General features: G+C 69.3%; 17 protein-coding genes. 9 read left to right on the top strand and 8 right to left on the bottom strand.

Translation table 11 applies throughout. The features are described 5' to 3' along the window. Positions 1-3: 3 nt before the first annotated feature. The 4 genes from KLK06_RS33840 to KLK06_RS33825 form a co-directional block, all read right to left on the bottom strand. Positions 4-525, bottom strand: coding sequence for a hypothetical protein (locus KLK06_RS33840; protein ID WP_214639661.1), 522 nt, complete (start codon positions 523-525; stop codon positions 4-6). A 72-nt stretch (positions 526-597) separates the two neighbouring features. Further along, positions 598-1,776: a C40 family peptidase gene (locus KLK06_RS62580; RefSeq protein WP_308168561.1), complete on the bottom strand. Its 1,179-nt coding sequence runs from the start codon at positions 1,774-1,776 to the stop codon at positions 598-600. 86 nt (positions 1,777-1,862) lie between these two features. Then, positions 1,863-2,363 (bottom strand): transcription elongation factor GreA, encoded by a 501-nt coding sequence (gene greA, locus KLK06_RS33830; RefSeq protein WP_214639660.1) that lies wholly within the window; start codon positions 2,361-2,363, stop codon positions 1,863-1,865. Between the two features lie 108 nt (positions 2,364-2,471). Next, the gene (locus KLK06_RS33825) at positions 2,472-2,891 is read right to left on the bottom strand and encodes a DUF4307 domain-containing protein (protein WP_214639659.1); all 420 of its coding nucleotides are present in this window, start codon (positions 2,889-2,891) and stop codon (positions 2,472-2,474) included. Positions 2,892-3,025: 134 nt separating this feature from the next. Between KLK06_RS33825 and mca the strand changes: the two genes are divergently transcribed. Genes mca through KLK06_RS33810 form a run of 3 tightly spaced genes read left to right on the top strand, consistent with a single transcriptional unit; the run spans position 3,026 to position 4,397 of the window. Next, positions 3,026-3,904: a mycothiol conjugate amidase Mca gene (gene mca, locus KLK06_RS33820; RefSeq protein ID WP_214639658.1), complete on the top strand. Its 879-nt coding sequence runs from the start codon at positions 3,026-3,028 to the stop codon at positions 3,902-3,904. Positions 3,905-3,938: 34 nt separating this feature from the next. Further along, positions 3,939-4,103 (top strand): hypothetical protein, encoded by a 165-nt coding sequence (locus KLK06_RS33815; RefSeq protein ID WP_250906521.1) that lies wholly within the window; start codon positions 3,939-3,941, stop codon positions 4,101-4,103. Then, positions 4,104-4,397 carry a GNAT family N-acetyltransferase gene (locus KLK06_RS33810; RefSeq protein ID WP_214639656.1) on the top strand — a complete coding sequence of 98 codons (294 nt, stop codon included), beginning with the start codon at positions 4,104-4,106 and terminating at the stop codon, positions 4,395-4,397. Here KLK06_RS33810 and KLK06_RS33805 read toward each other — a convergent pair. Next, positions 4,383-5,534, bottom strand: a complete 1,152-nt coding sequence (locus KLK06_RS33805; RefSeq protein ID WP_214639655.1) for a hypothetical protein — start codon at positions 5,532-5,534, stop codon at positions 4,383-4,385. The two genes, KLK06_RS33810 and KLK06_RS33805, sit on opposite strands and share 15 nt — an antisense overlap. A gap of 96 nt (positions 5,535-5,630) precedes the next feature. Here KLK06_RS33805 and KLK06_RS33800 point away from each other — a divergent pair, with 96 nt between their 5' ends. After that, entirely contained in the window at positions 5,631-7,595 is a 1,965-nt protein-coding gene (locus KLK06_RS33800; protein WP_214639654.1) for a thioredoxin domain-containing protein, read from the top strand. Here KLK06_RS33800 and KLK06_RS33795 read toward each other — a convergent pair. Next, complete coding sequence (locus tag KLK06_RS33795) at positions 7,581-9,680, bottom strand: transglycosylase domain-containing protein (protein ID WP_250906412.1); 2,100 nt, start codon at positions 9,678-9,680, stop codon at positions 7,581-7,583. The genes KLK06_RS33800 and KLK06_RS33795 overlap by 15 nt on opposite strands. Positions 9,681-9,805: 125 nt before the next feature. Beyond that, positions 9,806-10,285 (bottom strand): Lrp/AsnC family transcriptional regulator, encoded by a 480-nt coding sequence (locus KLK06_RS33790; protein ID WP_214639652.1) that lies wholly within the window; start codon positions 10,283-10,285, stop codon positions 9,806-9,808. 103 nt (positions 10,286-10,388) lie between these two features. Here KLK06_RS33790 and hppD point away from each other — a divergent pair, with 103 nt between their 5' ends. Together hppD and KLK06_RS33780 are read left to right on the top strand one after the other, a co-directional pair. Continuing rightward, the gene (gene hppD / locus KLK06_RS33785; protein ID WP_214639651.1) at positions 10,389-11,498 is read left to right on the top strand and encodes a 4-hydroxyphenylpyruvate dioxygenase; all 1,110 of its coding nucleotides are present in this window, start codon (positions 10,389-10,391) and stop codon (positions 11,496-11,498) included. Positions 11,499-11,671: 173 nt separating this feature from the next. Beyond that, entirely contained in the window at positions 11,672-13,069 is a 1,398-nt protein-coding gene (locus KLK06_RS33780) for a M1 family metallopeptidase (protein ID WP_308168560.1), read from the top strand. A gap of 15 nt (positions 13,070-13,084) precedes the next feature. Here the strand turns inward: KLK06_RS33780 and KLK06_RS33775 are convergent, their stop codons facing one another. After that, on the bottom strand, positions 13,085-14,269 hold the full coding sequence (locus tag KLK06_RS33775; RefSeq protein WP_214639866.1) for an FIST N-terminal domain-containing protein: 1,185 nt from the start codon (positions 14,267-14,269) through the stop codon (positions 13,085-13,087). Positions 14,270-14,440: 171 nt separating this feature from the next. Between KLK06_RS33775 and KLK06_RS33770 the strand changes: the two genes are divergently transcribed. The 3 genes from KLK06_RS33770 to KLK06_RS33760 all read left to right on the top strand — a co-directional run bounded on the left by KLK06_RS33770 (position 14,441) and on the right by KLK06_RS33760 (position 18,615). Next, positions 14,441-15,832, top strand: coding sequence for a sigma 54-interacting transcriptional regulator (locus KLK06_RS33770; RefSeq protein ID WP_214639649.1), 1,392 nt, complete (start codon positions 14,441-14,443; stop codon positions 15,830-15,832). Between the two features lie 62 nt (positions 15,833-15,894). Then, complete coding sequence (locus KLK06_RS33765; RefSeq protein WP_214639648.1) at positions 15,895-16,629, top strand: hypothetical protein; 735 nt, start codon at positions 15,895-15,897, stop codon at positions 16,627-16,629. 30 nt (positions 16,630-16,659) lie between these two features. Beyond that, on the top strand, positions 16,660-18,615 hold the full coding sequence (locus tag KLK06_RS33760; RefSeq protein ID WP_214639865.1) for a VWA domain-containing protein: 1,956 nt from the start codon (positions 16,660-16,662) through the stop codon (positions 18,613-18,615). The last annotated feature ends 67 nt before the right edge of the window (positions 18,616-18,682 follow it).

Here is an 18,682-nt window from a genome sequence, read left to right as displayed (position 1 = left end):
CTCTCAGGAATTGACGTCCGGCCCCGCGGAGCGAACTCGGTCGACGTGTTGCAACGCGTCTCGCAATTCGGACAGCCAGGTGTCGGTGTTCTTTCCGACGAGTCGTACGCACCAGGCCAGCGCGTCGCTGCGGCTCCGGGCCACGCCCGCGGCGACGAGCGTGTCGAGCACCTGGCGTTCCTGCTGCCGTAGACGCGTCATGACGGGCACGGAAAGAGTGGTGAACATCACAGTCGCGTCACCGCAGACGATGCCCCAGGAGATCTTCTGCCCGAATCGCCGTTCGGCCTCCTTGGCGATCTCGATGCGGCGCTCGCGCGTCTCTTCCCTGAACCGCCCGATGAGCCCCTCGATCAGGGCCGCCTTCTCGGTATCCGATCCCTCGAAATCAGGCTCCGGCAGCGTGCCAAGCACCGCGATCTCCTCGCGGTCCCTGACGATCTCCGGCGCCCCGGTGAACCATCCCTCGGGCAGCCGCCCGGTGAACCAGCCCTTGATCTGAGCCGTTGCTTCATCAGTTGCCATGTAATCACAATTACACGGTTGCGCGGAAAAAGCACGCGCCGAAGGACCGTCTCTTTCGCGAGGAAACTGCTGTCAGCGAACGCGCGCGGCGAGCGTCGGGCTGACCCTGACGATTCCGGCGAGGTTCCGGGTGCTGATGGGGGCGATCTTGACCACGTCGCCGGTGCGCGGGGCCACCACCATCTTGCCGTCGCCCCAGTAGATCGCCACATGCGAGATGTAGCCGGGATTGGTCGGGTCGATGCGCCAGAACAGCAGGTCACCCGGCTGGATCTGGGAGAGCGGCACCTGCGGCCCGGCCAGCCACTGCTGGTGCGTCACCCGTGGCATGCGCACCCCCGCCTGCGCGAAGGCCCACTGGACCAGGCCCGAGCAGTCGAAGGTGTCAGGGCCTTCCGCGCCCCACACGTACGGCCTGCCCAGCTTGGAGGCGGCGGCCCTGAGCGCGACGGTGATCTGCTCGCCGCTCATGAACGAGCCGGCCGCATAGGTGCGGACCTTGGCCTGCGCCGGGGGCAGCACCGGGTTGACCATGGCCACCTGCGTGCCCTTGCCCAGCACCTTGAGCAGGGCCTTGCGCAGCTTGTCGGAGTTCGTCTTCGGCGCGCTCACGATCAGCGCGTTGTCGCGCGGCAGGCCGAGCCTACGCCCGACCTCTCGGGAGACGACGGCGTCGACCGCCCCGAAGCCGGTCGTGGCGTAGGCCCCGATGCGCAGCGGTCCGGCGGGCCCGCTCACCCGGCTGTGCAGGCTCAGCCCGCCGTCGCTGCCGAGCACGAACGAGACTGCCACGTCACCGGCCGCCACGTTGTTCCACAGCGCGTCGGAGGCCGCCGTCACCTTGGGCGTGTAGGCGCGGAAGGTCGAGGGGTCGACCGCCAGGGTCTGCACCCGCTTGCCGTCGAGCGTGATCGAGGCCGCGTCGGCCAGCTCCAGCGCGGTCACCCCGCTCACCCGCGCGACCTTGCGCAGCAGCTCGTTGGTCAACGGTTTGCGGGTGACCACGAAGAGGTTGGGCTTGTGTAATTGGCCCAGCGGCTTCACCGGCTGCGCGGTCTTGCCCTCCTCGGCCGCCAGGGTCTTCTGGGGCTCGGGGCGGTGCTGGCGTACGGCGGCCGCGGGCTGCTGGCCGACCGTCTGCCGTTCGCTCGCCTGCACGAGCAGCATCAGGTCGGCGGTCAGCACCGCGACGAGCGACACCACGATGAACGGGACCAGCTTGTGGTGGTCACGCCGCTTCCTGGAGCGCACGAGGAAGCTGAGGTCCTGCCGAATACCGGAGGAACGCGAAAAATCCGCCGGGCCGACGTTGGCCCGGCGGGTCGTCTCTTCTGAAGTCAGTTGCCGATGTACGGAACGGCCTCGAGGATCTCGACGGTGTTCTGGCGACCGTTGGGCATGGAATAGGTCGCCTTCTCGCCGATCTTCTTACCATTGATCGCCGCCCCAAGGGGCGATTTCGGCGAATACACGTCGATCGGAGCGCCGCTCTCCTCCCGGGACGCGAGCAGGAAGGTCACCTCGTCGTCGTCACGGACGAACCGGATCGTCACGGTCATGCCGGGGCCGACGACCCCTTCGGTCTTCGGTGCCTCTCCCACCTTGGCGCTGTCGATGATCTGCCGGAGGTGGAAGATGCGGGCCTCCATCTTGCCCTGCTCATCCTTGGCCGCGTGATAGCCGCCGTTCTCCTTCAGGTCACCTTCCTCACGGGCGGCCTCGATCTTCTTGGCGATGTCGACGCGCCCTGGGCCCGAGAGGTATTCGTACTCCGCCTTGAGACGGTCGTACGCCTCCTGCGTCAGCCATGTGACGTTCTCATCGCGAGAGTCGGCCACGGGTTCTCCTTGCTTGCCTAGGGGGCCCTGAGATCACTCGAGGTTGCGTACGGTTGAATTGCGAAAGGCTAACAACTCAACAGCTCGAACGCTTCCTCAAACGTCTCATTATACGAGATTGCAGTACTGGATGTGGACGGATGCTGCCTGGGCACTCGTGTCCAAGCGCTCTTTGAGCTGCTTACTACCCCCACCAGCCGGAATTCTTACTTCCCTGCTGCCCACTTCTGCGTGGTTGACATCGGTGGCCCTGATACGACATATGGCCACCCGGTCGTCCGGCTTGCTCACCTCGAAGGTGATCTCGGCCTCGTTGGGACGGCCGACGTCGAACGACACCACTTGGGGGACGGCCCCGGTGTTGCCGCCGGTCATCGACCACATCACGTAGCCCCAGCCACCTGCGATGATGGCCACCAGCACGCCGATGACGACGTGCACGACGAAACGGCCCCGTCGCTCGGGACGGTCGGGGAAGTCGTCGGGTGTGCCGAGAACTGGACGGTTCTCGACATCTTCGGTGGCCATGGTGGAATCTCCCTGCACTCCCTCAGCGTTATCCGAGACAATTGTCGCCCGCGGGGGTCACGCCCTCGCGACCGCCCAGCAGAACCTAACCTGTCTGGGCAAGTGATCGGTCCAACTGAGGAGACATCGAGCCCGTGAGTGCACCGTTGAGGCTGATGGCCGTCCACGCCCATCCTGACGACGAGTCGAGCAAGGGCGCCGCCACGATGGCGCGCTACGTCCGGGAAGGCGTGGAAGTCCTGGTCTGTACGCTCACCGGCGGTGAACGCGGCTCGGTGCTCAACCCCAAGATGGACCGGCCGGAGATCGTCGACAACATCGGCGAGGTCCGCAGGGCCGAGATGGCCCGCGCGCGCGAGATCCTCGGCGTCCGGCAGGAGTTCATGGGCTTCGTCGACTCCGGGCTGCCGGAGAGCGAGGAGGAGGAGCTGCCCGAGGGCTGCTTCGCGCTGCAGAAGCTCGAAGACGCCTCCGCGCCTCTTGTCGCCGCGGTGCGCGCGTTCAGGCCGCACGTCATCCTGACGTACGACGACGACGGCGGCTACCCGCACCCCGACCACATCATGACGAACAAGGTCTCCGTGGAGGCGTTCGAGGCGGCCGGCGACCCCGACCGCTACCCGGGCACGGGCGACCCGTGGCAGCCGCTGAAGCTTTACTACCAGATGGGCTTCACCAAGGAGCGGTTCGAGGCGCTGCACGAGGCGATGACCTCGCGCGGCATGGGCTCCCCCTACTCCGACTGGATCTCCCGCTGGGAGGACCGGCCCGCCAAGTGGCCGGTGACGACCCGGGTGCCCTGCGGCGACTACTTCGAGCTGCGGGACGAGGCGCTGCTCGCGCACGCCACCCAGGTGGACCCCGACGGCTTCTGGTTCGTCTGCCCGATCGACCTCCAGCGCGAGATCTGGCCGACCGAGGACTACCACCTGGCGCGCTCGCTGGTCGACACCGAGCTGCCGGAGGACGATCTGTTCGCGGGCATCCACGCCGAAGAGCCCGCCCACCACTGACCTGACCATGACCCCTCAGTGGCAGACTGGGAGGGTGACAGTTCTCGTAGCCGGTGATGTTAGTCCGGGCCTGCTCGGCTTCATCGTCGTCGCCCTCATCGGGGTCGCCCTGTACATCCTGATCAAATCGATGAACAAGCAGATGTCGAAGATCCAGGTACCCCGGGCGACCGACATCGACGACAAGAAGGCCGAATAGATGCCGGTCGAAATAGTCGACAACACCGAGCAGAGCCGGTTCGAGATCTTCGTGGACGGCACGGTCGCCGGGTTCGCCGACTACCGGTTGCTGCCCACGAAGATCGTCTTCACGCACACCGAGGTGCTGCCCGAATACGAGGGCCAGGGCCTGGCGGGCAAGCTGGTCGGGCACGCGCTCGACGCGAGCAGGGACACCGGCCTGCGAGTGGTGCCGCTGTGCCCCTACGTCGCCAAGTACATCGAGCGCCATCCCCCGTACAAAGACCTGGTCGACGATTCAGTCGGAGGGTGACCAGGCGCGTTCGAGCGCCTTCGGCAGCCCCCACCAGCCCAGCGGGGTGAGCACGTCGTCGGTGTCGACGACGCCCAGGTAGCCCCACAGGCTCACCACCGGCACGAACAAGCGCTCGGTGGCGTCGAGGTCGTCGGCGTCCTGGTCGTCGATGTCGATGTCCTCCGACTCGGCGATGAGGCGGGCCAGCCGCTCGGGCGAGGCGAGCACGCCGGGACCGAGCCTGGTCAGGGCCGCCACCGCGGCCAGCCAGTCGGCGTGCTGGATGGCGCAGAGGTTGGCCAGCACGGAGTCCTCGTGGCTGAGGTCGCCGTCGAGGTCCGCGAACTCCTCCAGGCTGTCTCCGGCCTCCGACAGATCGGAGATGGGCCCGGCGATGCCGGCCGCCACCGCCAGCCAGAGCTCACCGTCGTCGTCGGGCATCGGCCGGTCGTCGAGCCCGGCGCAGGCCCGCAGCACGTTGGCCGGAAAGCCGGGCAGGCCGAGCAACTCGCGCAGCCGTGTCCCGGCCCGCCGCAGCTCGACGGCGGGCAGCTCGGGCGGCTTGGGCAGCTCGGCGATGATCCGCCGCAGCTCGGCCAGCGCGAACGCCTCCTCCTCGTCCCAGGCGGCGAACAGCTCCTCGTCCTGCTCGTCACTGACCGCGAACCCGGGCACCCGGCCGTCGGGCTGCGGCGTGCTCAGCCAGCGTTCCTGCAGGTCCTCGTACGTCCTGCGGGCCCCCGGATCACCCGCGACCAGCGCGTCGGGGTCGATCTCGCCCGCGCTGACGCGTTCCTCCAGATACCTCACGAGCAGCGAGAACATCTCCTCGGCCACCGGCCCGCGCTCGTCCTCCTCCGGCCAGACGAAGTAGCCGGGCGTCATCAGCATCGGCTCGGTGCCGGTCGACTCGACCCAGCGCTGCACGTCGCCGACCGTGGCGGCGCCCGACTCGATCATGCCGAGCGTCGACCGGGCCGACTCCCAGAACGCCAGCGAGAGCGGGTTGCCCGCGGCCATCAACGCGCGCCGCAGGTCGGGCAGCGCCACCAGCGCCACCCCTGAGGGCACGGCGAGCAGCGCGCGTGCCACGTCCCTGCGGGTGAGGGCGGCGGCGGGGCGCCCCGCATGCGTGCACACGAAGTCCAGATCCACGCTCCGTAACCTACGCCCCCGCCGTCCCCACCACACGTGTTGCCGCCCACCCGGTGTCCGCCGGGCGTGGTCGTAGAGTGCACAAGGGAGGACCTGATGAACCGCTTGAAGGATGCGACAAGCCCCTATCTGCTGCAGCACGCGGACAACCCCGTCGACTGGCACCCTTGGGGCGAGGAGGCCTTCGCCGAGGCGCGGCGGCGCGATGTGCCGCTGCTGATCAGCGTGGGCTATTCGGCGTGCCACTGGTGTCACGTCATGGCGCACGAGAGCTTCGAGGACGCCGACACCGCGCGGCTGATGAACGAGCACTTCGTCAACATCAAGGTGGACCGCGAGGAACGCCCCGACGTCGACGCCGTCTACATGACCGCCACCCAGGCCATGATCCACCAGGGCGGCTGGCCGATGACGGTGTTCGCGACGCCGGAGGGTCACCCGTTCTACTGCGGCACCTACTTCCCGCGGCCCCAGTTCCAGCGGCTGCTCCGGGGCGTGCACGACGCGTGGACCGGCGACCGGGCGACCGTGACGGAGCAGGGGTCGAAGGTGGTCGAGGCGCTCAACGCGCACACGACGCTGCCCAGCGGGCCGCTGCCTGAAGAGGAGACGCTGACGCTGGCCGTGGCGAATCTGCGCGAGTCGTTCGACAAGGAGCGCGGCGGGTTCGGCGGGGCGCCCAAGTTCCCGCCGTCGATGGTGCTGGAGTTCCTGCTGCGCTCCGGGGAGAGCGAGATGAGCGGCCGCACGCTGGACGCGATGGCGCGCGGCGGGATGTACGACCAGCTCGGCGGCGGTTTCGCCCGCTACAGCGTCGACGCGGGCTGGGTGGTGCCGCACTTCGAGAAGATGCTGTACGACAACGCGCTGCTGCTGCGCGTCTACACGCACTGGTGGAAGGCGAGCCGGGAGCCCCTCGCCCGCCGGGTCGCCCTGGAGACGGCCGGCTGGCTGCAGCGCGAGATGCGCACCGAGGAGGGCGGCTTCGCCTCGGCGCTCGACGCCGACAGTGAGGGCGAGGAGGGCAGGTTCTACGTCTGGACACCGGAACAGCTACGCGAGGTGCTCGGCGACGACGACGGGGAATGGGCCACCCGGCTCTTCGAGGTGCGGGGCACGTTCGAGCACGGCACGTCGGTGCTGCAGCTGCTCGCCGACCCGGACGACGCCGCGCGGTTCGACGACGTCCGGGCCCGGCTGCTCGCCGACCGGGCCCGGCGGGTCCGCCCGGGACGTGACGACAAGGTCGTGGCCTCGTGGAACGGGCTGGCCATCGCCGCGCTGGCCGAGACCGGCATGGTGTTCGACCGGCCGGACCTGGTGGACGCCGCCCGGCAGGCGGCGGAGCTGCTCGACGACGTGCACATGGACGGCGGCAGGCTGCTGCGGACCTCACGCGACGGGCGGGCCGGCCGCAACGCCGGGGTGCTGGAGGACTACGCGAACCTGGCCGAGGGGCTGATCGCCCTCTACGGCGTGACCGGCGAGACGCGCTGGCACCGGCTGGCGGGCTCGCTGATCGACACCGTGCTCGACCGGTTCGGCGACGACGCGGGCGGGTTCTACGACACGGCCGACGACGCCGAACGGCTGTTCCAGCGACCGCAGGATCCCACCGACAACGCGACCCCGTCGGGCCAGTACGCGGCGGCCGGGGCGCTGCTCGCCTACTCGGCGCTGACCGGGTCCGCGCGGCACCGTGAGGCCGCCTACGCGGCGCTCGGCACGGTGTCCGTGCTGGCCACCGGGCACGCGAGGTTCGCCGGCTGGGGGCTGGCCGTGGCGCGGGCGGCGCTCGACGGTCCGGTCGAGGTGGCGGTCGTCGGGCCGCCGGCCGACCCGCGTACGCGGGCGCTGCACCGCGAGGCGCTGCTGGCGGACGTTCCCGGCCTGGTCGTCGCGCTGGGCGACGGCGAGGGCACGCCGCCGGGCGGCCCCGCGCTGCTGGAGGGCCGCGGGACGGTCGGCGGATCCCCTGCCGCGTACGTGTGCCGGGGCTTCACCTGCCGGATGCCCGTCACCACCCCTGAGGAGCTGCGGGCCGAGCTAGCCGACCGGTGACCTGCTGCCGGTGTCGTTCTGGTCGGGCCCGGCCGTGGGAACGGCCGGGTCGCCGGTGGGCTGGCCGGTGTCGTTCTGCTGCGGCGGATCCTGGGTGCCGGGGTCCTGCGTGGTGGGCGCCTCCGTCACCGACGGCTCGGAGGTGTCGGGAGTGGGTGTGGCCCACGGGTCGGGTTGCTGGGTCGTCTGCGGTTCCTGCGGCGTGTCCTGCTGCTGGTCGGGACGGCCCCAGTCGGAGCCGTAGCCGTAGTCGGACGGCTCGGGGAACTCCATGACGGGCTTGTTCGCCATGGCCTCGGTCATGAAGGCCCGCCAGACCTGGGCGGGCAACTGCCCGCCGAACTGCACCCCGTAGCCGGGGATCTCGACCGGCTTGTTGTCGTCGCGGAACATGTCGACCGCGACGGCGAGCTGCGGCGTGAAGCCGTTGAACCAGACCGCCTTGGAGCTGTCCGTGGTGCCGGTCTTGCCGGCCACCGGGCGGTCGTACAGCCTGGCCGCGGTGCCCGTGCCGTACTTGACGACCTGCTGCATGGCGTACGTGGTGTCGGCGGCGGCCTGCTCGCTGACCACCTGGGTCGACGTGGGATCGACCACGTCCTTCTTGCGGTTGGGGCGGGTCACCGACTTCACGACGTGCGCCTCCATGTGGACGCCGCCGTTGGCGAAGGTGGAGAAGCCGGAGGCGTTCTGCACGGCGCTCACCGAGGCGACGCCGAGCGGGAACGTGGCGGCCGACTCGTGCTGCTTGAGCTGCGCCTCCGGGATGCCGGCCGCCTCCGCGGTGGCGGCCACCTTGTCCAGGCCGACCTTCTGGCCGAGGTCGACGAACGCGGTGTTGACGGAGTTCTGGGTGGCGCTGATCAGGTTGATCTCGCCGTACGAGCGGTCGCTGTCGTTCGGGATGGGCGTGGCGGCCGAGGCCACGCGCATCGGCGAGTTGCCGTTGACCCGGGTGGACAGGTCGAAGCCGTTGTTGAGCGCGGCGGCCAGCGTGTACGGCTTGAAGGTGGAGCCGGCCATCACCTTGGCCGAGAAGGCGTTGTCGTACTCGGAGCGGTCGGGACGGCCGCCGTAGAAGGCGACGACCTCGCCGGTGGCCGGATCGACGGCGGCCAGCCCGGTGCGCACCTTCTTGGGCGTCGCTTCGGGCAGCACGCTCTTGACCGCGCTCTCGGCCGCCTGCATGAGCTTCTTGTCGAACGTCGTGACGACCCTGAGCCCGCCGCCGTTGATGTCCTCGTCGGTGTAGCCGCGCCGGTTCAGCTCGGCGGTGACCTGGTCGAGCATGTACTGGGCCTGGCCCTTGAGCTCGAACGGCCGCTTCGGCGCCTTGAGCGCCGGGAACGTCTGGGCGGCGGCCTGCTCGGCGGTGAGCGAGCCGGTCTGGCGCATGGCGTCGATCACGGCCTGCCAGCGGGCCTTGGCGGCGTCGAGGTCGGCGCCCTTGGGGTCGGCGAAGCGGCTGGGCTGCTGGATCACCGCGGCCAGGTAGGCGCCCTCGGCCACGCTCAGCTTGTCGACGTTCTTGCCGAAGTACGCCTGCGCGGCCGCCTGGGCACCGTTGGCGCCGCGGCCGAAGTAGATCGTGTTGAGGTACTGCTCAAGGACCCAGTCCTTGGACTTGGACTGGTCGACCTTGAGGGAGATCATGATCTCCTTGAACTTGCGGGTGATGGACCGCTCCTGGCTGAGGCCGCTGTAGTAGTTGCGGACCAGCTGCTGGGTGATCGTCGAGCCGCCCTGGAGCTGCTGCCCGGAGACGGTGGACCACACGGCCCGCGCGGTGCCCTTGACGGACACGCCGCCGTCCTCGTAGAACGAGCGGTTCTCGGCCGCTATCACCGCGTCGCGTACGTGCTGGGGCACCTTGGCCAGCGGGACGGTCCTGCGGTCGATGCCCTTCTTCGCGAGCACGGTCTTGCCGTCGCGGTAATAGATCACCGACCCCTGGGCCGTGGCCTCTTTCTGCGTGCTGTCGGGGATCGGGGTCATCGCCCACGCGACGGCGAACAGGCCTATGGCCAAGACGATCCCGGCGCCGAAGACGATCAAAAGGCGTCGAAGGATCCGCCGCTTCCCCATGTCCTTTTCACCACCGCTCCGCACCAACAACCCCCGATCACGCCCGGCCAAACCCCCGCTAGCTGGGAGAATGTCAAGGCTAAGCGATCGATACCGGTGCCTCATCCCCTCCCGCGATAGTACGACTAGCGCGTAACACGCTGCGGAACATTCGCCACCAATGGCAATACGCGGTATGGAACAGGTGTGTCGAGGGCGATGATCGACGAAGTCCTGAGAACACCCTGAACCTCGACGATCCGATCGATCACCCGCTGCAGATCGGCGTTCGTCCGGGCCACCACCCGGCAGAGCAGGTCGCTGCCGCCCGTGATCGTGTGGACCTCCAGCACCTCGGGAATGTGGGCCAGCCGGTGCGCCACCGGGTCGTGCCCGGCGACCTGCCTGATCTCCATCGTCACGAACGCGGTGACGTCATAGCCGAGCGCCTCGGGCGACACGTCGGGCCCGAACCCGGTGATCACCCCTCTGTCGATCAGCCGGTCGAGCCGGGCCTGCACGGTGCCGCGGGCCACGCCGAGCCGGCGCGAGCACTCCAACACGCCCAGGCGCGGCTCGGCGGCCAGCAGCGCGATCAGCCGGGCGTCCAGTTGGTCGATCGTCATGGTGTACAGATCTCCCGATCATTCGCCGTAAAGACTATGCAGATTGTCCAGTCTACAAAGCGGCTGTTGCACAACTCGTCTATAAAATTCGAGTATTGGTGCTATGAGTGATGTTTTTCCGGTTAACGGGATGGACGCCGTGGTGTTCGCCGTGGGCAACGCCAGGCAGGCGGCTCACTACTACTCGACCGCGTTCGGCATGCGGTTGGTGGCCTATCGCGGGCCGGAGAACGGCAGCCGCGACGAGGTGGGCTACGTGCTGACCTCGGGAGGCGCCAGGTTCGAGTTCAGGGCCTCGGTCCGGCCCGGGACCGACCTGGCCAGGCACGTCGCCGAGCACGGTGACGGGGTGATCGACCTGGCCATCGAGGTGCCGGACGTGGAGGGCGCCTACCGGCACGCCGTCGAGCAGGGGGCCCTCGGGCTGGCGGAGCCGTACACGCTGGAGGACGAGCGGGGCAAGGTGGTGCTCGCGACGATCGCCACCTACGGCGAGACGCGGCACACGCTCGTCGACAGGTCCAACTACAGCGGCGCCTACCTGCCCGGCTACGTGCCCGCCGAGCCGCTCGTCGCCCCGCCCGCGACCAGGACCGGGCGGCTGTTCCAGGCCATCGACCACTGTGTGGGCAACGTCGAGCTGGGCCGGATGGACGAGTGGGTGGAGTTCTACAAGAACGTGATGGGCTTCACCAACATGGCGGAGTTCGTCGGCGACGACATCGCCACCGAGTATTCGGCGCTGATGTCCAAGGTCGTGGCCGACGGGACCCGCAAGGTCAAGTTCCCGCTGAACGAGCCGGCCGTTAGCCGCAGGAAGTCGCAGATCGACGAGTATCTGGAGTTCTACCGCGGGCCGGGCGTGCAGCACGTCGCGCTGGCCACCAACGACATCCTGACCACGGTCGACCACATGCGCGCGGCCGGCGTGAGCTTCCTCGACGCACCCGACTCCTACTACGACGACGCCGAGCTGCGGGCCCGCATCGGGCAGGTCAGGGCGCCGATCGAGGAGCTGAAGAAGCGCGGGATCCTGGTCGACCGGGACGAGGACGGTTACCTGCTGCAGATCTTCACCAAGCCGGTGCAGGACCGGCCCACGGTCTTCTTCGAGCTCATCGAGCGGCACGGCTCGCTCGGGTTCGGCAAGGGCAACTTCAAGGCGCTGTTCGAGGCGATCGAGCGGGAGCAGGAGCGCAGGGGCAACCTTTAGTTCGCTCTGGCCGCCACACGCGTCTCCTCGACCTAGGCTGGATTCTGTTCGACCCCGGCGAGCAGGCTTTGCCCGGCAAAGCCGCGAAGACGTCGTGGTCGACGCCTGACTCCGCGTAGAATTCCGGTCACTGAGCGAAGGGGAGAGCGCAGCCTATGGGGTTTGACCAGCGCGTGGTCGCTTCGCTTGTGGCGCTGCTGAGCATGCTCGCCTGCGCGCCGTCCGAGGGGGCCATCGTCCCGGCAGCCTCAGGCAGCCGGCAGCCGAACGCGAGCATGGGCGCGCCCGGCATCGGCGACCCCGACTTCCCCCTCGACGGCAACGGCGGCTACGACGTCTCCCACTACGGCCTCGTGATCGGCTACACACCGAGCAGCAAGCGGCTCGACGGCGTGACGACGATCAACGCCACGACCACGCAGCCGCTCTCACGCTTCAACCTCGACCTGTCCGGTCTCGAGGTGAGCGATGTCACGGTCAACGGGGAGAAGGCCGTCTTCTCCCGTACCGGCAGCGAGCTGAGCGTGCTGCCCGCGACGCCGCTCGACGACAAAGCCGCGTTCACCGTCAAGGTGACCTACGCCGGGGTGCCCCAACCGGTGAAGGACTCCTCCAACCTGGGCACGTTCGGCTTCATCCCGACGCCCGACGGCGCGTTCGTGGCCTGCGAGCCCGACGGCGCCAAGACCTGGTACCCAGCCAACGACCACCCCGCCGACAAGGCGTCCTACGACTTCGCGATCACCGTGCCCCAGGGCGTGACCGCGCTGGCCAACGGCGAGCAGGTCGGCGAGCCCACGACCGCGGACGGCAAGACCACGTTCCGGTGGCGCGAGCGGCATCCGATGGTGAGCTATCTCGCCACGGCCACGATCGGCAAGTTCGAGCTGCGCAAGGGCCACACGCCGGGCGGCATCCCCAACTTCGCGGCGGCCGATCCCAAGCACCGCGGCTCGCTCAACAATCTCTTCAACGTCTCGGGCGAGGTCACCGACTACTGGAGCAAGATCTTCGGGCCTTACCCGTTCTCCTCCACCGGCGGCATGATCGACGACTTCTCGGCCGGCTACGCCCTGGAGAACCAGACCAAGCCCCTCTACGGCGGCTTCGCCCCCGACGAGAGCATCATCGCGCACGAGCTGGCCCACCAGTGGTTCGGCGACAGCCTGAGCATCAAGCGCTGGCGGGACCTCTGGCTCAACGAAGGCTTCGCCACCTATGCCGAGTGGCTCTGGGCCGAGCACAAGGGCACCAACACCGCCGACCGGCTCTTCCAGACCTACCGCTCCCGCCCCGCGACCGACCCGATATGGAAATATCCGCCCGGCCGCGCCCAGGCCCGTGACCTGTTCAACGACTCGGTCTACACCCGGGGCGGGATGACCCTGCACGCCCTGCGCAAGGCCATCGGCGACGAGACCTTCTTCAAGCTGCTGAAGACATGGACGGCCGACCACAAATACGGCACGGTCACCACGGAGGAGTTCATCGCGCTGGCGGAGAAGCTCTCGGGCAAGGATCTGACGTCGCTGTTCAACGCCTGGCTCTTCACTGCGACCAAGCCCAACTGACGTCGAGCGCGAGGATCACGGGCCGCCCGCCCCACCCGTGGGCGCGGAGAAGATCAGGACGGACGCCGTGAAGCCGTGCACGTGGTTCTGGCCGCCGACCGGGCCGACCTCGCCCGCGGCGAAGAAGCCCGCGACCCCGATCGGCCCGAGCGTGTCGCGCAGCGCCACCGGATCGTGGTCGGCGGTGCCGAACATCGCCGAGCCCCGGCCGTTGCAGGAGAACAACAGCGCGCCGTCGATCCGGCCGAGCTCCTCCCGGTGCGCGTCGAGCAGGTCGTAGAGGTCCTCGTCGGCCGTGGCCGCGTCGCGCACGTGGAAGCGCACGGTCCTGCCGACGTCCACGACGTCGCCGATGGCCACGGCCTCGCGTTCCGGGTCGATGCCGATCACGCCTCTGATGAGGAAGTCGCCTCGTTCGTGCCGTTCGGCGTACTCGTCCATGGCCACGCCGATCTGCAGGCCGGCGGCGACCAAGTCGCGGTCGTCCTCGTCGAGCTCGCTGACGATGTCCTCCAGCCGGGCCAGGGCCGGCTGGCCGGCCAGCTCCAGCAGCAGGTTCTCCTCGGAGCGGGTGACGACCATGGTCGGGCCGATCGGCCGGCAGCCCTGGCTGACCACCGTGCTGACCCGCACGGAGCCGCTGAGCAGCACGCCGATCGCGCCCTCGGTGTAGATCTCGCCGTCGGCGAAGAGCCGGACGGAGCCGCGGCCCCGTATCCCGTTGGCCAGCCCGCCGATCAACGGCAGGTTGCCCAGCACGTCCGCCGAACGCTCCACGAACGCGTCCGTGGGGAAGGTGTACGGGTCCGCCAGCAGGATCGCCACATGATCGTCGGACGTCCGCTCGGGCAGCCCCACCACCACGAATCGGTCCTCGGCGGTCAGCGTCTCCAGCGCGAACGTCGTCAGCTCGGCCCCGTCCAGCGTGGCCGCCCACGCGCTCACGGCGGACGTCAGCTCGACCCCCTGCCCGTCACCGATCACGCCGGTGGCGCTGCATCCGATCACGTGGGCCTCGGGGGCCAGTCTCATCGCGCGCTCCCCCGCCCTGGCGACGTCGTCGGGGTCGTCGCCACAGATGAAAAAGCACACCAGGTCCGCCTCGCCGCTGAGCCTCGACAGGGCCTGACCGACAGCACGCTCCGCGGCCTCCACCAGGTCGGAACCTACGGCGAGGCCGTCGGCGAAGCGGCTCGTCATCACAGCCACGGATCTCGCCTCCTCGGCGGGTCGAAGTTCCCTAGGAACGGATTCTCCCCATTAAAGGGACAAGCACGCGCACGAACCGTCACGCAATAGTCAAGATCCGAAATCTCCGCCAGATGGGAAACTGTCTGCCGCAGTGGTCCCAGGGGACGTAGTCTCGATCCCGTGCATCAGCCTCTAAATCTCCGCGAGCTGCGAGAGAGCGGTCACGTTCATCGCACCGTGAAAGCAGAGGTCCGCGAAAATCTGCTGGCCAAGCTGCGAGCAGGTGAGCCCCGTTTTCCAGGCATCGTGGGCTTCGACGACTCCGTCCTGCCCCATTTGGAGCGGGCGCTACTCGCCGGGCACGACCTCGTCCTGCTCGGTGAGCGGGGCCAGGGCAAGACCCGACTCATCCGCACCGTTACCGGCCTGCTCGACGAGTGGACTCCGGTGGTCGACGGGTGCGAGATCAACGACCATCCGTACGCGCCGGCCTGTACGCGCTGCCTCGCGCTCGCTCGGGAGCTGGGCGACGAGCTGCCCGTGGCGTGGAAGCATCGCGACGAGCGCTACGGCGAGAAGCTCGCGACGCCCGACACCTCCGTCGGCGACCTGATCGGCGACGTCGACCCGATCAAGATCGCCGAGGGCCGGACGCTCGGCGACCCGGAGACCGTCCACTACGGGCTGGTGCCACGCACCAACCGGGGCGTGTTCTCCGTCAACGAGCTGCCCGACCTGGCGGAGCGCATCCAGGTGTCGCTGCTCAACGTGCTGGAGGAGCGCGACATCCAGGTGCGCGGCTACAACCTGCGCCTGCCGCTCGACATCCTGCTCATCGCCAGCGCCAACCCCGAGGACTACACCAACAGGGGCCGGATCATCACCCCGCTGAAGGACCGCTTCGGCGCCGAGATCCGCACCCACTACCCGCTGACGGTCGAGGACGAGCTGGTGCTCATCCGCCAGGAGTCCATGCCGGACATCGGGGCCGACATCCCCGAGCACCTGGTCGAAGTGATCGCCCGATTCACCCGCCTGGTCCGCGAGTCCACGGCGGTCGACGCCCGCTCGGGCGTGTCGGCGCGGTTCTCGATCGCGGCCGCCGAGACCGCCATGGCCTCCGCCGTACGCCGGGCGGCCATCGCCGGCGAGGAACAGGCCGTCGCCCGCGTCTGCGACCTGGCCAGCGTCGTCCACAGCCTGCGCGGCAAGGTGGAGTTCGAGGTCAGCGAGGAGGGCAGGGAGACCGAGATCCTCTCCCACCTGCTCCGCCGGGCCACGGCCGAGACGTTCAGGAGCCGGTTGGGCGGGATGGACCTGTCGGCGCTGACGGACAAGTTCGCCGAGGGCAACCAGGTGGAGTCCGGCGAGCTGATCCCGGCCGCCGAGCTGCTGCGCCGCATCGGTCCAGTCAGCGGACTGGCGAAGGTCATGTCGCGGCTGAGCATGGGCGCGGGCGAGGAGTCGCCGGGACACGCGGCGGCCGCGCTGGAGTTCGCCCTGGAGGGCCTGTACCTCATGCGCCGCCTGTCCAAGGAGGACCTGGACGGAGTCACCGTCTACCGGACATGAACAAAGGGGCGGTCTCGCGCGTCGAACGTGCTGATCAATCACGCCGTCAGGGGAGACCGCCCATGCGTCCGCTCGTCTTCGCCATCGCCTTGTGCTTGGGCGCTGTCGCCGTACCCGCCGAGGCCGCTGAAGCCACCGCCACGAAGGCCGTGTACGGCTGGGCCTGGTCCACCGGCGGGACCGGGATCCGCCTCACGCCCATGGCCGCCACGTACCGCAGGCCGCTCCACACGTTCAAGGCCATCCCCGGCGCCAGGGAGCTGCGGCTCGACTACGCCAAGGCCGCGTTCCGGCGGGTGACCGTCGCCTGCGACCTCAAGGAGACCGAAGGACAGGTGGCGCTCGACCGCCGGGGCCTGGGCACCACCGTCTGCGAGCCGCGCGACCTGACCGCCGAGCTGGCGGCCGGGCCCAGCGCGGTCCGTGTCGAGTACCTCGGCACCAAGGCCGTCAAGATCAGCGAAGTGCTGGCCCGCCGGGACGATCCCCGCACCACCCGCGGCACGGTCAAGCGGATCGACGACACCACGGTCCTGTTCACCGGGGCGGGCCGGACGCTCAAGCTCGGCTACACCAACCTGATGACGTTCGGCAGGACCACCAGGCGCTGCGGCGACGGCTGGCTGGCCGGCAAGCCGGTCAACGCCAACAGGCACGGGCTCGGCAAGAAGCCGTGCCAGAGCCGCGACTTCACCGAAGCCCTCAAGTCGGTCGGGCACCCGGTGCTCGTCCAGGTCGATTACGTGCCCCAGGTCAACGAACTCTCCGGGGTGCGTGAGGTCTTTGGGGACGCGTAGGCCCGTATATCGGGTTAGCGTGTGTTCGTGATGGCCTACCGCTATGGCGAGTTCAACGATGGCCCCGACCCCCTCGCCCCGCCGTACGACGTGCGCGCCGCGCTCGACGAGATGGGCGACGCCATCCTGTCCGGCTCCACCCCCGTACACGCCCTGCGCGACCTGCTCAAGCGCGGGCTGCCCGGCGCCCAGGACCGGCGGGGTCTCGACGACATGCTCAGAGAGGTGCGCCGCCGCCGCCGGGACCTGCGCGAGAGCGGCCGCCTCGACGGCACGCTGGAGAAGGCGCGGGCGCTCCTCGACAAGGCCATCGGCCAGGAGCGGGCCGAGCTGTTCCCCGACCCGTCCGACGACGCGCGGCTGCGCGAGAGCGAGCTCGACTCGCTGCCCGACGACACGGCCAGCGCGATCCAGCAGCTGACCTCGTACGAGTGGCGCTCCGCCGCCGCCCGGCAGACCTTCGAGGAGCTGCGCGACCTGCTGCGCCGCGAAGTGCTCGACAGCCAGTTCAGAGGGATGCGCGACGCGCTGGCCCAGCCGGACCCGGAGGCCATGGAACGCGTCCGGCAGATGATGTCGGACCTCAACGACATGCTCGACAAGGACGCCAAGGGTCAGCACACCCAGGCGGACTTCGAGGCGTTCATGAAGAACTACGGCGACCTCTTCCCGGAGAAGCCGCGCAACCTCGAGGAACTCGTCGACGTCCTGGCGCGGCGGGCCGCCGCGACCCAGCGCATGCTCGCCTCGATGACCCCGCGCCAGCGCGAGGAGCTGGCCAACCTGATCAACCAGACGCTCGACCAGGCCGGGCTCTCCGACCAGATGCGCCGCCTCGGCGAGGCGCTCCAGTCCCGCCGTCCCGACCTGGCCTGGGACACCCCTGACCGGCTCACCGGCGAGGAGCCGCTGGGCATGGGCGACGCCGTCACCGCTCTGGAGGAGCTGGCCGACCTCTCCCAACTGGAGACCTCGCTCCGGCAGGACTACCCGGGCGCCCGGCTCGACGACATCGACGAGTCCGCGGTCCGCCGCGCGCTCGGCCGGTCGGCGGTCGACGACCTGGAGGCCCTCAAGCGGATCGAACGTGAGCTGGAGGAGCAGGGCTACCTCCTGCGCCGCCGGGGCAAGCTGGAGCTCACGCCCAAGGCCGTCAGGCGGCTCGGCGAGACGGCGCTGCGCCGGGTGTTCTCCTCGCTCGACGCGGGCCGGCGCGGCGACCACGACCAGCACGACGCGGGCTCGGCCGGTGAGCTGACCGGCTCGTCGCGGCCTTGGCGGTTCGGCGACGAGCAGCCGATCGACGTGGTCCGCACGCTGGTCAACGGCGTCCGCAACGGCGGCGTCCAGACGGAATCGGGCGCGGTCCGGCTCTCCGTCGACGACTTCGAGGTGGCCGAGACCGAGCGGCGCAGCGCGGCGGCCGTCTGCCTGCTGGTCGACCTGTCGTACTCGATGGCCCTGCGCGGGACCTGGGCGGCGGCCAAGCAGACCGCGCTCGCCCTTCAGGCGCTGGTCGCGTCGAAGTTCCCGCAGGACGCCGTGCAGATCATCGGGTTCTCCAACTACGCGCGGGTGCTGCAGCCCGACGAGCTGGCCGGTCTCGACTGGGACATGGTCCAGGGGACGAACCTGCACCACGCGCTGCTCATCGCGGGCCGGCACCTGGATCGCCACCCCGACTTCGAGCCGGTCGTGCTCGTGGTCACCGACGGCGAGCCGACGGCCCACCTGATGCGCAACGGGCAGTCGGCCTTCGAGTGGCCGCCGTCGAACGAGACGCTGGAGCTCACGCTGGCCGAGGTGGACAAGATGACGCGGCGGCGGGCGACGCTGAACATCTTCATGCTGGCGGGTGACGATCGGCTCAAGGAGTTCGTCGACGAGGTGGCGCGGCGGAACGGCGGGCGCGTGTTCTCCCCCAGCGCGGAGCGGCTGGGCGAGTACGTGGTGAGCGACTTCCTGCGGGTGCGCCGGTCCCGCTGAACGCGAACCCCCGGCGTTCTTCGGGCGGCCAGGCGGTCCTTCGGGCGGTCAGGCGGTCCTTTGGGCG

This window comes from Nonomuraea sp. NEAU-A123 (assembly GCF_018603905.1).
Classification (GTDB): Bacteria; Actinomycetota; Actinomycetes; order Streptosporangiales; family Streptosporangiaceae; genus Nonomuraea.
The sequence above is the reverse complement of the archived record's forward strand: the minus strand, read 5'-3'. Positions and strand labels throughout refer to the sequence as shown.

Coding starts and splice junctions, on each gene's coding strand:
- KLK06_RS33775 (WP_214639866.1), bottom strand. CDS start 14,269: ATGACGAGCCGCTTCGCCGACGGCCTCGCCGTAGGTTCCGACCTGGTG.
- KLK06_RS33810 (WP_214639656.1), top strand. CDS start 4,104: ATGCCGGTCGAAATAGTCGACAACACCGAGCAGAGCCGGTTCGAGATC.
- KLK06_RS33795 (WP_250906412.1), bottom strand. CDS start 9,680: ATGGGGAAGCGGCGGATCCTTCGACGCCTTTTGATCGTCTTCGGCGCC.
- KLK06_RS33760 (WP_214639865.1), top strand. CDS start 16,660: ATGGCCTACCGCTATGGCGAGTTCAACGATGGCCCCGACCCCCTCGCC.
- KLK06_RS33840 (WP_214639661.1), bottom strand. CDS start 525: ATGGCAACTGATGAAGCAACGGCTCAGATCAAGGGCTGGTTCACCGGG.
- hppD (WP_214639651.1), top strand. CDS start 10,389: ATGAGTGATGTTTTTCCGGTTAACGGGATGGACGCCGTGGTGTTCGCC.
- KLK06_RS33800 (WP_214639654.1), top strand. CDS start 5,631: ATGAACCGCTTGAAGGATGCGACAAGCCCCTATCTGCTGCAGCACGCG.
- KLK06_RS33825 (WP_214639659.1), bottom strand. CDS start 2,891: ATGGCCACCGAAGATGTCGAGAACCGTCCAGTTCTCGGCACACCCGAC.
- KLK06_RS33790 (WP_214639652.1), bottom strand. CDS start 10,285: ATGACGATCGACCAACTGGACGCCCGGCTGATCGCGCTGCTGGCCGCC.
- KLK06_RS33765 (WP_214639648.1), top strand. CDS start 15,895: ATGCGTCCGCTCGTCTTCGCCATCGCCTTGTGCTTGGGCGCTGTCGCC.